This is a genomic window from Variovorax sp. KBW07 (genome assembly GCF_003852515.1).
Lineage (GTDB): Bacteria > Pseudomonadota > Gammaproteobacteria > Burkholderiales > Burkholderiaceae_C > Variovorax.
In genome coordinates this window covers 79,540-94,028 of record NZ_QAJK01000065.1, presented here as the reverse complement: position 1 = coordinate 94,028, position 14,489 = coordinate 79,540, and the positions used below count along the sequence as shown (strand labels likewise).

Annotated in this window: 14 protein-coding genes and 1 tRNA gene; 4 read left to right on the top strand and 11 right to left on the bottom strand. The window is 66.4% G+C overall.

Annotation, left to right across the window (positions count from 1 at the left end):
* Positions 1–3 precede the first annotated feature (3 nt).
* Entirely contained in the window at positions 4–954 is a 951-nt protein-coding gene (locus DBV14_RS14985; RefSeq protein WP_124459951.1) for an ABC transporter permease, read from the bottom strand.
* Positions 955–1,057: 103 nt separating this feature from the next.
* On the opposite strand from DBV14_RS14985, the gene DBV14_RS14980 reads away from it, so the two are divergent.
* Positions 1,058–1,342 (top strand): YfhL family 4Fe-4S dicluster ferredoxin, encoded by a 285-nt coding sequence (locus tag DBV14_RS14980; protein WP_124459950.1) that lies wholly within the window; start codon positions 1,058–1,060, stop codon positions 1,340–1,342.
* Here DBV14_RS14980 and DBV14_RS14975 read toward each other — a convergent pair.
* The 8 genes from DBV14_RS14975 to DBV14_RS14940 all read right to left on the bottom strand — a co-directional run bounded on the left by DBV14_RS14975 (position 1,328) and on the right by DBV14_RS14940 (position 7,906).
* On the bottom strand, positions 1,328–1,858 hold the full coding sequence (locus DBV14_RS14975) for a hypothetical protein (protein ID WP_260397039.1): 531 nt from the start codon (positions 1,856–1,858) through the stop codon (positions 1,328–1,330). The two genes, DBV14_RS14980 and DBV14_RS14975, sit on opposite strands and share 15 nt — an antisense overlap.
* 37 nt (positions 1,859–1,895) lie before the next feature.
* Positions 1,896–2,528: an aminoacyl-tRNA hydrolase gene (pth, locus tag DBV14_RS14970; RefSeq protein ID WP_124459949.1), complete on the bottom strand. Its 633-nt coding sequence runs from the start codon at positions 2,526–2,528 to the stop codon at positions 1,896–1,898.
* A gap of 84 nt (positions 2,529–2,612) precedes the next feature.
* Positions 2,613–3,290: a 50S ribosomal protein L25/general stress protein Ctc gene (locus DBV14_RS14965; RefSeq protein WP_124459948.1), complete on the bottom strand. Its 678-nt coding sequence runs from the start codon at positions 3,288–3,290 to the stop codon at positions 2,613–2,615.
* 95 nt (positions 3,291–3,385) lie between these two features.
* Positions 3,386–4,360, bottom strand: coding sequence for a ribose-phosphate pyrophosphokinase (locus tag DBV14_RS14960; RefSeq protein WP_124459947.1), 975 nt, complete (start codon positions 4,358–4,360; stop codon positions 3,386–3,388).
* A gap of 140 nt (positions 4,361–4,500) precedes the next feature.
* Positions 4,501–4,577 (bottom strand) — tRNA-Gln (locus DBV14_RS14955).
* Between the two features lie 70 nt (positions 4,578–4,647).
* A complete protein-coding gene (ispE, locus tag DBV14_RS14950; RefSeq protein ID WP_124459946.1) occupies positions 4,648–5,529 on the bottom strand; it encodes a 4-(cytidine 5'-diphospho)-2-C-methyl-D-erythritol kinase in 882 nt (293 codons plus the stop codon).
* Positions 5,526–6,053 (bottom strand): lipoprotein insertase outer membrane protein LolB, encoded by a 528-nt coding sequence (locus DBV14_RS14945; RefSeq protein WP_124459945.1) that lies wholly within the window; start codon positions 6,051–6,053, stop codon positions 5,526–5,528. The genes ispE and DBV14_RS14945 overlap by 4 nt, the downstream gene beginning before the upstream one ends.
* Positions 6,050–7,906 (bottom strand): tetratricopeptide repeat protein, encoded by a 1,857-nt coding sequence (locus tag DBV14_RS14940; RefSeq protein ID WP_124459944.1) that lies wholly within the window; start codon positions 7,904–7,906, stop codon positions 6,050–6,052. Before DBV14_RS14940 ends, DBV14_RS14945 begins: the two co-directional genes overlap by 4 nt.
* Before the next feature lie 79 nt (positions 7,907–7,985).
* Between DBV14_RS14940 and mutM the strand changes: the two genes are divergently transcribed.
* From mutM to mutY, 3 genes are all read left to right on the top strand, one after another.
* Complete coding sequence (mutM, locus tag DBV14_RS14935) at positions 7,986–8,798, top strand: bifunctional DNA-formamidopyrimidine glycosylase/DNA-(apurinic or apyrimidinic site) lyase (protein ID WP_124459943.1); 813 nt, start codon at positions 7,986–7,988, stop codon at positions 8,796–8,798.
* Positions 8,799–8,887: 89 nt separating this feature from the next.
* Positions 8,888–10,858 (top strand): dynamin family protein, encoded by a 1,971-nt coding sequence (locus DBV14_RS14930; protein WP_124459942.1) that lies wholly within the window; start codon positions 8,888–8,890, stop codon positions 10,856–10,858.
* A gap of 34 nt (positions 10,859–10,892) precedes the next feature.
* A complete protein-coding gene (gene mutY / locus DBV14_RS14925; protein WP_185546021.1) occupies positions 10,893–11,930 on the top strand; it encodes an A/G-specific adenine glycosylase in 1,038 nt (345 codons plus the stop codon).
* 3 nt (positions 11,931–11,933) lie between these two features.
* On the opposite strand, the gene rapZ is transcribed toward mutY, so the two are convergent.
* Both rapZ and recN read right to left on the bottom strand, forming a co-directional pair.
* On the bottom strand, positions 11,934–12,809 hold the full coding sequence (rapZ, locus tag DBV14_RS14920; protein ID WP_124459940.1) for an RNase adapter RapZ: 876 nt from the start codon (positions 12,807–12,809) through the stop codon (positions 11,934–11,936).
* Positions 12,806–14,488 (bottom strand): DNA repair protein RecN, encoded by a 1,683-nt coding sequence (recN, locus tag DBV14_RS14915; protein ID WP_124459939.1) that lies wholly within the window; start codon positions 14,486–14,488, stop codon positions 12,806–12,808. The genes rapZ and recN overlap by 4 nt, the downstream gene beginning before the upstream one ends.
* Position 14,489: the final 1 nt, after the last annotated feature.

The following is a 14,489-nucleotide window of genomic DNA, read 5'->3' as shown; positions in this document are numbered from 1 at the left end:
TGCTCATATGTCGCTGGCCTTGATGCGCGGATCGATCACGGCGTACAGCACGTCGACCACGAAGTTCACGATGACCACGAGTGCGGCAAGCAGCATCACGCAGTTGCGCACCACGATCAGGTCGCGGTTGCTGATGGCCTGGAAGATCAGCCGGCCCAGGCCCGGCAGGTAGAACACGTTTTCCACCACGATGGTGCCGGCCAGCAGTTCGGAAAACTGCATGCCCATGACGGTGATGACCGGAATCATCGCGTTGCGCAGCACGTGGGTCCACAGCACCATGCGCTGCGAAACGCCCTTGGCGCGCGCGGTGCGCACGAAGTCTTCGCGCATCACTTCGAGCACGGCCGAACGCGTGATGCGCGCGAGGATCGCGGCCTGAACCACGGCCAGCGACAGGGCAGGCAGCAAAAGCGATTTGAGCCCTGCGAAGAAGCCTTCGCCCCAGCCTTCGAAGCCGCCCGCTGAGAACCACTGCAACTGCACCGAAAACACGAGGATCAAGAGAATCGCGAACCAGAAATTCGGAATCGCGATACCGACCTGCGCCATGCCCATCAGGCCGACGTCGCCGAGCTTGTTGTGGCGCGCGGCGGCGGTCACGCCCACCAGCAGTGCGATGACGACGGTGAGCGCCATGGCCAGCATGGCAAGGGGCACGGTCAGCGCGAGCCGTTCAAAAATCAGGTCGAGCACGGGCGAGCTGTAGGCGTAGCTGTCGCCGAGGTTGCCGGTGAGCAGGCCGCCGATCCAGTGCCAGTAGCGCGTCCATGCCGGCTGGTCGAGGCCGAGCTTGGTGGCGAGCGCGGCCACGGCTTCGGGCGAGGCATCGGGGCCCATGAGCATCTGCGCGGCATTGCCCGGCAGGATCTCCAGGACGAGGAAGACGATGACGGAGGCGCCGATCAACGTGCCGATCAGCGTGGCGAGGCGCTTGAATAAAAACAGACTCATGGGGCGGGGCGCAGCATAACTGACTACCGCAAAAAATGTGCCGCGAATGTGGCCTTTGTCATTCACGAGGGGTTGGCCTTGCCGGTCCGCCGATAATCGGGGCATGGCCCTCATGATCACCGACGAATGCATCAACTGCGATGTCTGCGAGCCCGAGTGCCCGAACGATGCGATCTACATGGGCGCGGAGTTCTATGAAATCGATCCACACAAGTGCACCGAGTGCGTGGGCCACTTCGACGAGCCGCAGTGCGTGCAGATCTGCCCGGTGGCCTGCATTCCGCTGAACCCCGAGCACGTGGAAAGCCGCGAGACGCTGATGCAGAAGTACCAGCGCCTCACGGCGATCAAGGTCACGACGACGACGGCTGCTTCAACCGGCGCTTGAATCGGCGGACGACTTCCGCTTTCTTTTCTTCTTCGGGGCCGACCCCTCGCCAGCGTCCTTGGCTGTGCCCTTGAAGCTCATACCTGGCTTGCGCGGATCGCGCGCTGCTCTGCTTTCCTGTGCCCGCGCCATCTGCTCGGACAAGGCCATGCGCCTGTCTGCGAGGGCGGCGTTCCGGGCTTCCTGCGCGGCCTGGCGGTCGCGGTCGTACGCTGCTTTTTCCTGCGACAGCCGGTTGTGCTCCAGTTGGTCGGCCCGGGCGCTTGCACTGCGGGTGCCGGCATCGGCGGCCCGGCGGTCGTTGTCACTGCGGTTGTCGTCCACCTTCACGGGCTTGCCTCCGTCGCAGGCGTGGTCCGAATAGGTGCTGCCGCAGCGCCATGTCTGCGTTCCGCCTGGGGCGGAAATGCTGACGGAGCAAGCAAATGACGCTATTAAAAAAAGAGCGGCCTTCATCGCCCCCTTGGCGGCTCCCGATGCCGCCTTTGTTGCTGCTGTTGTTGTTCTCTTCTTCATTTTTTATTTCTCTCCCTCCCTGCGCTCCGGTTGCCGGCTAGGTGGCGGCAGGCGTGCCTCCGTCGCCGGGCTCCCGCCGCGGCGGTTTGGGCCGTGGCGGTTTGCTCGTGTGAATGACCAGGGTCGCTTTTTCCATCTCGCCGGCCACGAGCGCGGGTGCGGCGTGCAGCGTGCGGACGATGGCGTCCTCGATCAGCTCACGCTGTTCTTTGAGTGGCTTCTTGAGCACCCAGTTGACGACCTCCGACTTCACGCCGGGGTGTCCGATGCCCAGGCGCAGCCGCCAGTAGTCGCCGGTTCCGAGCTGCGCGTGGATGTCGCGCAGGCCGTTGTGGCCCGCATGGCTGCCGCCGAACTTGAGCTTGGCCTGGCCGGGCACCACGTCGAGTTCGTCGTGCACCACAAGAATTTCTTCGGGCGCGATCTTGAAGAAGCGCGCGAGCGCCGCCACCGACTTGCCCGACAGGTTCATGAAGGTCTGCGGCTCCAGCAGCCAGATGCTCTGGCCGCCGATGTTGGCGCGTGCCGCAAGGCCGTGGTAGCCGCGCTCGGGCGCGAGGTTGAGTTTCCAGTCGCGCGCCAGGGCGTCGATCCACCAGAAGCCCGCGTTGTGCCGCGTGGCTTCGTACTCTGGGCCCGGGTTTCCGAGGCCGACGAACAGCTTGATCATGGCCGGGATTATCTCGCTGCCAAAAAGCAAAAGGCCCGCACGGGGCGGGCCTTTTGACTCTTTCGAGAGCTTGCGAAGAAGAGATTACTTCTTGGCAGGCGTCTTGGCAGCGGGGGTCTTGGCTGCGGGCTTGCCACCCTTGCCGGCCGGTGCCGCGGCAGCTGCGTCGGCAGCGCCTTCAACGGGGGCGTCGACTTCTTCAGCCGCCGGCGACACGGCCGAAGCCAGCACCGGGTTGACCTTGCCGTGGCTGACCCACTTCACGCCCTTGGGCAGCTTGATGTCCTTCAGCGTGACGGTGCCGTTCTTCTTCAGGCCCGACAGGTCGACTTCGATGAACTCGGGCAGATCGCTCGGCAGGCAGTTCAGTTCGAGTTCGGTGGTCACGTGGTTGACCAGGTTCTGGTCGACCTTGACGGCGTCGGATTCTTCTTCACCCTTGAAGTGCACGGGCACCTTCATGGTCATGCGGGTCTTGGCATCGACGCGTTGGAAGTCGATGTGTTGCACCAGCTGGCGGAACGGGTGGTACTGCACGTCGCGCAGCAGAACCTTGCTGACGGCGCCGTCGATTTCCATTTCCAGCACGCTGGCGTGGAAAGCTTCCTTCTTCAGGGCGTGCCACAGCGCGTTGTGATCGATTTCGATCAGTTGCGGCTGGGTGTCGCCACCGTAGACGATACCGGGGGTCTTGCCCGAGATGCGGAGACGGCGGCTCGCACCCGTGCCCTGCTTTGCGCGCTCAAAAGCGACGAATTTCATAACTAGCTCCTGTGAGAGTCCACCGCGACCAGTGCGACTCCGGTTCAACAAGGGCTCCCGTCCCGAAAGGGAGAGGAACCCGCTTTTTGCTCAGATCAGAACAGGTTGTCCTGGTCCGAGAACAAACTCATCACCGACTCGCCCTTGGCAATGCGCTGGATCGTTTCGGCGATCAGCGGAGCCACGGAGAGCTGGCGGATCTTTCCGCAGGCCAGGGCGGCGTCGGAAAGGGGAATGGTGTTGGTCACGACCACTTCGTCGAGGGCCGAGCCCTGCGTGATGCGCTCGATGGCCGGGCCCGAGAAGATCGGGTGCGTGCAGTAGGCGTAGACGCTCTTGGCGCCGCGCTCTTTCAGCACTTCGGCTGCTTTGACCAGCGTGCCGGCGGTGTCGATCATGTCGTCCATGATCACGCAGTTGCGGCCGTCGATCTCGCCGATGACGTTCATGACTTCGCTGACGTTTGCCTTCGGGCGGCGCTTGTCGATGATGGCGAGGTCGCAATTCAGTTGCTTGGCCAGCGCACGGGCGCGAACCACGCCGCCGACGTCGGGCGACACCACGATCAGGTCTTCGTAGTTCTTGGCCCGCAGGTCACCCAGCAGCACCGGCGACGCGTAGATGTTGTCGACCGGAATGTCGAAGAAGCCCTGGATCTGGTCTGCGTGAAGGTCCATCGTGAGCACGCGCTCGACGCCGACGGTTTCCAGCAGGTTGGCCACGACGCGGGCCGAGATCGGCACGCGGCTCGAACGCGGGCGGCGGTCCTGGCGGGCATAGCCGAAATAGGGAATCACGGCGCTGATCCGCTCGGCCGAAGCGCGCTTGAGCGCGTCGACCATGATCAGCAGTTCCATCAGGTTTTCGTTGGTCGGGGCGCAGGTCGACTGCACGACGAACACATCGCGCGCCCGGACGTTCTGGTTGATCTCGACGGTGACTTCGCCATCGGAGAAGCGACCGACGCGTGCGGCGCCCAGCGAAGTGCCGAGGTTGTGCGCGATTTCTGCGGCAAGGCCAGGATTGGCGTTGCCGGTGAAAACCATGAAATCAGGGTGATTAGCCTGCATGAGCGCGTCCCGGCAGTGCGAATTGGCTAAGGAAGCCGCCAAAAGGTTTGTGATGCGTGGCGGCCGGTTAGCCGCCGATTATTGCAGCGGGCGGGCTGCAAAAGAAGACTGCGGCCGTTGGGCCGCAGTCTTTGAAGATTTGGCAGGGGAGAAAGGATTCGAACCTTTGCATGCTGGAATCAAAATCCAGTGCCTTAACCAGCTTGGCGACTCCCCTACACGGGTCGATGGTTTTCACCATCAACCGATATATGTCGCATCGAACCGCCTGGGCGATTCGATCATCTTCAGGTTGCCCACCCCCAGAGAGGATGAACAGCCAAATTGCTGCATCGACGAACCTGCCACCCTTTTGGGGCTTCGAGCAGTTCCGCGTCTTGCGGCGCTTGCTGCAGCTTTGCGAACACCGAACTTCCGGAGCCGGTCATTCGGGCCTTCAAACCTTGGGCGCCGAGCCATTCGATGGCGTCGGTGACCGCGGGGCAAAGCCGCTGAGCAACCGGCTGCAGGTCGTTTCTACCGAAGTCGAAAACCTGGTTTCCCAGGTCAGGAGCTTCGTTTTGTTTGCTATCTGCAGCAAAGCCCGAGATTATAGCAACAGGAGTTGCACGTTCAAGATCGGGCGCAGAAAAAATTAATCGGGTATCGAGTCCTTCGGGTGGCTTGACCACCGCGAAGTGCGCAGCAGGGAGTGTAACCGGACGAATTTGCTCTCCGATGCCCTCGACCCACGCGTTGCGGCCGGCAAGGAAAAAAGGCACGTCGGCACCGAGCTTCAGCCCGATGTGCAACAGGCGCGAAAGCGGCAGGTTCAGCCCCCACAAGCGATTCAGCGCCAGGAGGCAGGTGGCCGCATCCGAAGAGCCGCCGCCCATGCCGGCCTGCGCCGGCACATGCTTGGCCACCGAGATGTGGGCGCCCTGGCCGGGCGCGGCATGTGCCTGCAATGCGCGTGCGGCCCGCAGGATCAGGTCGTCGGCCGGCAGCTCGGTCGTGAGGTCTTGGCGGCTCAGCTGGCCGTCGCGCCGAAGCTCGACGTGCAGCGTGTCGCACCAGTCGATCAGCATGAAGACCGATTGCAACAGGTGGTAGCCGTCGTCTCGCCGGCCGGTGATGTGCAGGAAGAGGTTGAGCTTGGCCGGTGCGGGAAGGTCGTAGATCGCCTTCATGACCGTTCGAACACGATGCGCAGGTCGGCGCGGGGGCTCGGCGATTCGCGCACGGCCTGCAGGCGCCCGCTGCCGAGTTGCGCCAGGTCGGGTTTCCAGCCGGGCACGGGCTCGTTGCGGCCCGCCAGCCAGCCGAACAGCGCGCCGACCGGAATGGCCGCGCCCGTGGCCGCTTCGACCAGTGCATCGACCGATTCGAAGCGCCGGGTGTTGCTGCCGTCCTTGAGCAGGGCTTCGCCCGGCGTCCAGTGCAGTTGCGCCAGCGTGCTGCCGATGGGCGTGGTGAGAGTGAGGTCGCCGGCCTCGGCCGAGCCGCGCAGCTCGAACAGCGCGGCAAAGGTCTGCACTGGTTCGCTTTCGATGCGCAGCGACATGCGGCCGCTCCAGCTGTCCGAAGTCTTCGGCCCCGAAGAGCGGCCCGACAACTGGGCGCAGCCCGTCAGCCAGAGAAGCGCCGCGCCGCCCACGGACAGGGCCGTGCGGCGGCCGTTCGACACGGCTTCGCCGACGACGGCCGAGGTCATGGCTTGACCCGCAAGCGCTTGAGCGTTTCCTGCAGGGTCTCGTTCTCGGCATCGCTCAGCAGGGCTTCCTTCCAGATCGTGACCGCGCGGTCCTTCTGGCCGGTGCTCCACAGCACTTCGCCGAAATGCGCGCCGATCTCGGGGTCGGGGCGTGTCTTGTAGGCCGCCTCGAGGATGCGGATGGCCTCGGCCGTGTTGCCGAGGCGGAATTCGACCCAGCCCAGGCTGTCGGCAATGAACGGATCTTCAGGCGCCAGTTGCACCGCCTTCTGGATCAGCGTGCGTGCCTCCTCGAGTCGGATCTTGCGATCGGCGAACGAGTAGCCAAGCGCGTTGTATGCGTTCTGGCTGTCGGGCTTGAGCTGGATCAGCCGGCGCAGCAGCCGCTCCATCTCGTCGAGGCGGTTGAGCTTCTCGGCGATCATGGCCTGGTCATAGACCAGGTCGGCGTCGTCGGGCGTGGCCGCGGAGGCCTGGGCCAGCATGTCGTAGGCCGCCTGGTATTGCTTGGCGTCGCGCAGCAACTGCACTTCGGCAAGGAATTTCTGCTTCTTGTCTTCGGGCGTGCGCTCGGGCAGCCCACGAATGACTTCACGTGCCTGCGCCAGCTTGCCCTGGCGTGCCAGCAGGCCCGCGCGGCGGCTTTGCGCGGCCACCAGTTCATCGGCGCCATCGACGCGCGCCAGCCAGCGCTCGGCGGCGGCGAAATCCTTGCGCCGCTCCGCCAGTTGCGCAAGCGCAAGGTAGGCCTGCGACACGCCGCGCTTGCGGTCGTCGGCATCAGCCGCCGCCGCGCCCTTGCCCTGGCTTCCCGACAGCTCGATGAAGCGCTTGAGCGAGGCTTCGGCTGCCGCGTCCTGCTTGGCCTGCATCTGCAGGCTGCCGAGCAGCAGCCACGGCTCGGCCAGTTCGGGGCGCGATGTGGTCACTGCCTGGAGCTGTGTGCTGGCATCGCCGTAGCGGCGGTTCTCGACCAGCACGCGTGCATAGGCGACGCGAAGGTCGGGCGCGGCCTTGGGGTTGTTGTTCAGGTAACGCGTGACGATCGGTTCGGCGAGCGGCTGGCCGGGGTCGATCATTTCGAGCGCCAGGGCGGCCGGCGCATCGGACGTCGGATCGATCTCCTGGCCCTTGCGCGCAGCTTCCAGGGCGCCGCTGGCATCGCCCGCATTCAGCCGCAGCCGGCCCACGGTGGCCCAGGCCATGCCGCCGCTCGTCGGGCTCTTGAGTTCGTCGACCAACGCCTGCTCGACCACCGAAGCGGCCAGCTTCTTGTCGGACGCACGCGAGTAGTTGCGCGTGATCACGGCCATCAGCAGCGGCCGTTCGATCTGCGAGGTGGCAGCCACTTCGGCGCGCAGGGGCTCGACCGTTTCGCTGATGCGGTTCAGCGCGATCAGGATCTGAAGCTCGATGCGCCGTGCGTCGCGCGAGGTGGGCAGCGATTCCTGCCAGGCACGGGCTGCCGCGAGGGCGGCGTCGCCCGAACGCGATTGCAATGCAATTTCAACGGCCCGCTGGAACAGCTTGCCATCGCGCAGCCGGCGTGCGGCGTCGAGCACCAGCGCATAGCCGGAGCCCGGATCGCCCGAGCGCGTCGTCAGCTCGCCCATGAGGATTTCGTAGAACAGGTCGGCCGTCAGTGCCGAAGGCTGAGCCGCCGGTTCGCTGGCCGGCTTGGCCGCGACGGTCCGTGGCCTGACCGCCGGCTTCGGTGGCGACGTGCGCTCGATGATGGGCGCGGGGCTGCCGGGAGCGGCGGGATCGGAGGAGGATTGCGCGTGAACCGCGCAGGCCAGGAGAGCGAGAGACGCGGCCGCCGCAAGGCGGTGTCGGCGGGGCGATAGATTCATCTGGCCATAATAATCCAGCCATTTGAACGAGCGCCGCGTGGGGCTTCGTCGAATCGCGAGTCATCGGAGTTTTCCTTTCATGCCCGAGTTGCCCGAAGTCGAAGTCACCCGGCGCGGTTTTGCCGACCGCATTGCCGGCGCGCGCATCGATGCGGTCCGCATCGGCAAGCCCTTGCGCTGGGCGCTGATGGTGCTGCCCGAGGCGCTGGTCGGGCGGCGGGTGCTCCAGGTACGGCGCCGCGGCAAATACCTGCTGATCGACCTTGATCGCGGCATCCTGCTGCTGCACCTGGGCATGTCGGGCAGCCTGCGCTTCGATGCGGCGCTGCCGCCGCCCGGCACGCACGATCATTTCGACCTGGTCACCGACCGCGGCACCTTGCGGCTCAACGATCCGCGCCGCTTCGGTGCCGTGGTGTACGTGGACCACGAAGAAGCGCCCTGGGCCATCAAGCTGCTCGGCGGCCTGGGCATGGAGCCGCTGGGCGACGATTTCGACCTCGACGCATTCCATGCCGGCCTCAAGAAGCGCAAGACGGCCGTCAAGCAGGTGCTGCTGGCCGGCGAGGTGGTGGTGGGCGTGGGCAACATCTATGCGTCCGAGGCGCTGTTCATGGCCGGCATCCGGCCCACGCTGTCGGCCGCGCGCATCAGCCGGCCGCGGGCGGCCAAGCTCCACGCGGCGGTGCGGGACATCCTGGCCCGGGCGGTGGAAAAGGGCGGCAGCACGCTGCGCGACTTCTCGAACGTGGACGGCCAGAGCGGCTATTTCCAGCTGGAAGCGACCGTCTACGGCCGGGCCGGTGAGCCCTGTCGGGTTTGTGCAACGCCGATCCGGCTGCTGCGCCAGGGGCAGCGCTCCACCTACTACTGCCCGAATTGCCAGAAGTAGCCGCGGCCCGCTTGCAGGGGGATACCCTGCAAACCGTCGCTGCACGGCGTGCGATGCTATATTTGTAAATTGTTTCTTACATATTTCCCTTGAGCCGCTCTTTCAATCAACAACTCGATCAGCACGGTGCCTGGCGGAGCAATTTCGCGCACCGGCTGCAGTGGCTGTCCCGCTGGCTGACCGAGAACGAGCTGCTCGACCAGGCGGTGGCCGAGCGCTTGCGCGGGCTCGAGACGCAGATTCGCACCAGCAAGGTCATGGTCGCGTTCGTGGCCGAGTTCTCGCGCGGCAAGTCCGAGCTGATCAACGCCATCTTCTTCGCAGGCTATGGGCGGCGCATCATGCCGGCCAGCGCGGGGCGCACCACGATGTGCCCCACCGAGCTGGGCTACGACGCCGCGCTGGCGCCCAAGCTGCGCCTGCTGCCGATCGAAACCCGCCTGGAGCCGCATTCGCTGGCCCACTGGCGCGAGAAGCCCACGCGCTGGACCGAGATCGCCATCGACGTCGGCAATGCCGAGCAACTGGCGCAGGCCATGGGCAAGGTGGCCGAAGTGTTGTGGGTCGACAAGGAAGAAGCCCGCACGCTGGGCTTCTGGAACGACGACACACCCGACGACAACCCGGTGCAGAACGCCGACGGCCGCGTCGAAATTCCGCGCTGGCGCCATGCGGTGCTGAACATGCCCCACCCGCTGCTGGAGCAGGGGCTGGTGATTCTCGATACCCCGGGCCTGAACGCGATCGGTGCCGAGCCCGAACTCACGGTGAGCCTGATCCCGCAGGCGCACGCGGTCGTCTTCATTCTTGGCGCCGAAACGGGCGTGACGCGCTCCGACCTGTCGATCTGGCGCGAACACCTCATTACCGAGGACGAAGACAACAGCACGCGCTTCGTGGTGCTCAACAAGATCGACACCATGTGGGACACGCTGAGCACGCCCGCGCAGATCGAACAGCAGATCGAGCGCCAGCGCGACGGCGCGGCCCGACTGCTCGAAGTGCCGCTGGCGCAGGTGCTGCCGGTGTCCGCGCAAAAGGGGCTGCAGGCCAAGATCCAGCGCGACGGGCCGTTGCTCGAAGCCAGCCGGCTGCCGGCGCTCGAAGCCCTGCTGGGCGAAGGCGTGCTCGGCAAGCGCGAGACCATGCTGCGGCTTGCCGTCGATGCCGGCATGAGCGCGCTGCGCACCGAGGCCGAACGCATCCTGAAGGTGCGCCAGCGCGACCTGTCCGAGCAGGCGCTCGAACTGCAGGGGCTGCGCGGCAAGAACGTTTCGGTGATCCGCCACATGCGTGCGCGCATCGATCAGGAGCATGCCGAGTTCGAGGGCAGCAACACCCGCATCCTGGCGCTGCGCTCGGTGCAGGGCAAGCTGCTGCGCGAGGTGTACGCGGTGCTGGGCCGCACCGCGCTCAAGGCGGACATGGTGCGGCTGTCGGCCGCGCTCAAGCGCCCCGGCGTCAAGTTCAATGTGCGCAAGGTGTACGCCGAGACCTTCGATTCGCTGCGCAACAACCTGCGCGAAGTGCAGGCGACCACGGCAGAGATCCAGTCGATGCTGCACGCCACCTTCCGCCAGCTCAATGCCGAGCAGGGCTTCACCTTGCAGGCGCCGGCCGAGCCCGACCTGACGGGCTTCGAACAGGAGCTGAGCCAGATCGAGCGCAGCCACATCCACTACCTGGGCGTGGGCAACCTGCTGAAGCTTGCGCAGGCCGATTTCTGCGACAAGCTGGTGCGTGCGCTGGCCAGCCGGCTGCGGCTGGTGAACGAGGCCGCCATGACCGAGGTCGAGCGCTGGAGCAGGGGCGCGAGCGCGCAGATCGATGCACAGCTGAAGGAGCGCCGCCGCAACTTCAGCAAGCGCATCGAAGCGATCGAGCGCATCCAGAGCGCGGCGGGCAATCTTGATGAACGGCTGGTCGAACTGGCCGCGCAGGAAAGCAACCTGGCCGAGCTCCATCACCGCCTGCGCGACTTCACGTCGCTGATCACCCAGCAGGGAAAGCCGCAGCAGCCAAGCATTGCGGCCACTGCCGGCGAGTTGCGTGCGGCTTGAGCGTTCCGCCCCCGCGGCGGCCGTCCCTGCAAAACTGCCACCGGATTTCGCTGCCCAGGTCGTGAGCTGGCAGCGCAGTCACGGGCGCAGCCAGCTGCCGTGGCAGAACACCCGTGATCCCTACCGCGTGTGGCTGTCGGAGGTGATGCTGCAGCAGACGCAGGTCACGACCGTGCTCGGCTACTTCGCGCGCTTTCTCGAGCGGTTCCCGGACGTGAAGGCGCTGGCCGCAGGCACGGAAGACGAAGTGTTCGGCCTCTGGAGCGGCCTTGGCTATTACAGCCGCGCACGCAACATGCATCGCTGCGCGCAGGACGTCGTTGCGCGATTCGGCGGCGAGTTTCCGCGTACCGCGGTCGAACTGGTGACCTTGCCCGGCATCGGCCGCTCCACCGCGTCTGCGATTGCCGCGTTCTGCTTCGGCGAGCGGGTCGCGATTCTCGACGGCAATGTGAAGCGCGTGCTGACGCGCGTGCTCGGCTTCGGCGGCGACATGTCTTCGTCGGCGCAGGAGCGTGCGCTGTGGGACCTCGCGACACAGTTGCTGCCGCCCGCCGACCAGCGCGAGGCCATCGCAAGCTACACGCAGGGGCTCATGGACCTGGGCGCCACGGTCTGCATTCCGCGCAAGCCGAGCTGCATGATCTGCCCCGTCAACAAGACCTGCGTGGCGCTGCGCGAAGGCGCGCCCGAGCGCTATCCCGTGAAGACCCGCAAGCTGAAGCGCAGTGCTCAGTCGCTCTGGGTGCTGCTGGCGCGCGATGAACAGGGCCGCGTCTGGCTGGAGAAGCGGCCTGCCAAGGGCATCTGGGCCGGGCTGTATTGCCTGCCGGTGTTCGACAGCCGCGACGAGCTGCTTGCCGCCCTGCCGCCCGCCGCGCAACGTGGCACGCAAGACCTGCCGGCCTTCGTGCACGTGTTGACCCACAAGGACCTTCACCTGCACCCCGTGCTGCTTCAAGGCAGCCAGCCGCAGGGCGAGTCCGCGCGCTGGGTCGATGCCGAGGAGTGGGGCCGCCTGGGCTTGCCCGCGCCGGTGCGCAAGCTGCTGGAGAGCAGTAGCGCGGTTTAGTCGCTAGGTCGCGTCGAGTTCGCGATGGCGCTTCAGGGCACCCCAGCGTGCGCCGAAGGAACGTGCAAGCTGCTCGACCAGGAACACCGACCGGTGCTGCCCGCCCGTGCAGCCGATGGCCACCGTGACGTAGCTGCGGTGGTCGCGTGCCAGCGCATCGAGCCAGTGCGAAAGAAACTGCTCGATGTCGTCGTACATGCGCGCCACGTCTTCATGCTCGCGCAGCCATTCGATCACCGGCTCGTCGCGGCCCGTGAGCGGGCGCAATGTAGCCACGTAGTGCGGGTTGGGCAGCATGCGCACGTCGAACACGTAGTCCGCGTCGAGCGGCACGCCGCGCTTGAAGGCGAACGACTCGAACACCAGTGTCAGCGCGCTTTGCGGCGCGGAGATCAGCGCCTTGATGTAGCTCTGCAGCTGGGCTGGGCGAATCAGGCTGGTGTCGATCACGTCGGCGCCATCGCGCAGGTCGGCCAGCAGTTCGCGCTCCAGCTCGATGGCCTGCATGAGCACGCGGTGCTGCTCGGGAACGTCGGTGCGCGCCTCCTGGCGCGACAGCGGATGGCGACGGCGCGTTTCCGAATAGCGGCGCAGCAATGCGTCGGTGGTGGCGTCGAGAAAGAGCGAGCGCAGCGACACGCCGTCGCGCCGCAGTTCCTCGAGCTGCTGCGGAACGATCGGCAGCGAAACACCGCTGCGCACGTCCATGGCAATCGCCACGCGCGTGGCCTGTTGTTCATGCTGCAGGGCGATGAACGGCACCAGCAGTTCGGGCGGCAGGTTGTCGACGCAGTAGTAGCCCGCGTCTTCCAGCGCGTGCAGGGCCACCGACTTGCCGGAGCCGGACATGCCGGTGATGAGGACGAGGTCGAGGTTCATGGCGCGGTTGCCGAGGTCTTGTGGCCGAGCATTTCGCGGGCATGCGCGAGCGAGGTCTGCGAGACTTTTTCGCCGCCCAGCATGCGGGCGATTTCCTTGGCGCGGTTGTCGTCGTCCAGGCGCGACACGCCGCTCTCGGTGCGCGGACCGTCCTTGCCGGCCGCGGCCGTCTGGCGCTTGGCCACCACGAGGTGATGGTCGGCGCAGGCGGCCACCTGGGGCAGGTGGGTCACGGCGAGCACCTGTCGGTCGCGGCCCAACTGCTTCATGAGGCGCCCGACGGTGTCGGCAACGGCGCCACCGACGCCGGCATCCACCTCGTCGAAGATCAGCGTCTGCGCGGCGCCGAGCTGGCTTGTCGTCACGGCAATGGCCAGTGCAATGCGCGAAAGCTCGCCGCCCGAAGCCACCTTGCCGATGGCGCGCGGCGTGCTGCCGGTGTGGCCTGCCACGAGAAAGGCCACGTCTTCCAGGCCAGCGCGGCTGGGCTGTGCCAGCGGCTGCAGCTCGACCTCGAAGCGCCCACCTTGCATGCCGAGCCCCTGCATGGCTTGGGTGACGGCCTGGGCGAGGCGAGGGGCCGCCTGCTTGCGGGCCTTGCCGAGCGACTTGGCCTCTTTCATGTAGGCCTGCTGGGCGTTCTGCTCGGCGCGCTCCAGGCCTTCGAGATCGCTTTGCGCATCGAGGGCCTGCAGCTCCGCCTGCCATCCGGCCAGCAGCGCCGGCAGTTCGGCCGGCGTGCGCTTGTAGCGGCGCGCGAGCGACATCCACAGGCCCATGCGCTCGTCCAGCTCGGCCAGGCTTTGCGGATCGGCCTCGGCGTTGCGCAGGTAGCCGTGCAGCGAATGGGCCGCGTCCGAGGCCTGCGCCACGCAGGAGGCGAGCACTTCGCCCAGCGTGCGGAATTCGGGCTCGATGTGCTCGCAGTTCTGCAGCAGCGTGGCCGCGCGCGTGAGCGCGGACAGCGCGCCGTTGTCGTCTTCTTCAAGCGCCTGGCTGGCGCCCTGGGCAGCGTCGATCAGGGCTTGCGCGTTCGAGATGCGCGAGTGGTTGGTCGAAAGCTCTTCCCACTCGTCGGCGCCCGGCGCGAGCTTCGCGACCTCGGCGATCTGCCATTGAAGGCGTTCGCGCTCGCGCTGCAGCGAGTCTTGTGCCGAGCGGGCGTGTTCCAGCGCGGAGAGGGCCTGGCGCCAGCCTTGCCAGGCCGTGTCGAGCGCGTCGGTGCGGATGCCCGCGTAGGCGTCGAGCAGGCCGCGCACGGCCTCGGGCCGCGTCAGGCTTTGCCAGGCGTGCTGGCCGTGGATGTCGAGCAGGCGGTCGCCGAGCTCGCGCAGTTGCGTGGCCGTGGCGGGGCTGCCGTTGATCCAGCCGCGGCTGCGGCCCTGCAGGTCGACCGTCCGGCGAAGCAGCAGTGCGTCGCCGGCTTCGAAGCCGCCTTCGTCGAGCCAGGCGGCAAGGGCCGGGTCGGCATCGAACTCGGCGCTCACGTCGAGCCGTTCGGCGCCTTCGCGCACCGCACCGGCGTCGGCGCGGTTGCCGAGGGCCAGTTGCAGGGCGTCTATCAGGATGGATTTGCCGGCACCGGTTTCACCGGTCAATACCGTGAAGCCAGCGGACAGGTCGAGTTCGAGTGATCGCACGATCACGAAGTCGCGCAGTGCGATGCGTCGCAGCGCCATG

Excerpts from the sequence above, each read along its gene's own strand:
- mutM (WP_124459943.1), top strand. The coding sequence starts at position 7,986 with ATGCCCGAGTTGCCCGAAGTCGAAGTCACCCGGCGCGGTTTTGCCGAC.
- recN (WP_124459939.1), bottom strand. The coding sequence starts at position 14,488 with ATGGCGCTGCGACGCATCGCACTGCGCGACTTCGTGATCGTGCGATCA.
- DBV14_RS14975 (WP_260397039.1), bottom strand. The coding sequence starts at position 1,858 with ATGAAGAAGAGAACAACAACAGCAGCAACAAAGGCGGCATCGGGAGCC.
- DBV14_RS14980 (WP_124459950.1), top strand. The coding sequence starts at position 1,058 with ATGGCCCTCATGATCACCGACGAATGCATCAACTGCGATGTCTGCGAG.
- ispE (WP_124459946.1), bottom strand. The coding sequence starts at position 5,529 with ATGAAGGCGATCTACGACCTTCCCGCACCGGCCAAGCTCAACCTCTTC.
- DBV14_RS14940 (WP_124459944.1), bottom strand. The coding sequence starts at position 7,906 with ATGAATCTATCGCCCCGCCGACACCGCCTTGCGGCGGCCGCGTCTCTC.
- rapZ (WP_124459940.1), bottom strand. The coding sequence starts at position 12,809 with ATGAACCTCGACCTCGTCCTCATCACCGGCATGTCCGGCTCCGGCAAG.
- DBV14_RS14965 (WP_124459948.1), bottom strand. The coding sequence starts at position 3,290 with ATGAAATTCGTCGCTTTTGAGCGCGCAAAGCAGGGCACGGGTGCGAGC.
- DBV14_RS14985 (WP_124459951.1), bottom strand. The coding sequence starts at position 954 with ATGAGTCTGTTTTTATTCAAGCGCCTCGCCACGCTGATCGGCACGTTG.
- pth (WP_124459949.1), bottom strand. The coding sequence starts at position 2,528 with ATGATCAAGCTGTTCGTCGGCCTCGGAAACCCGGGCCCAGAGTACGAA.
- DBV14_RS14945 (WP_124459945.1), bottom strand. The coding sequence starts at position 6,053 with ATGACCTCGGCCGTCGTCGGCGAAGCCGTGTCGAACGGCCGCCGCACG.
- DBV14_RS14960 (WP_124459947.1), bottom strand. The coding sequence starts at position 4,360 with ATGCAGGCTAATCACCCTGATTTCATGGTTTTCACCGGCAACGCCAAT.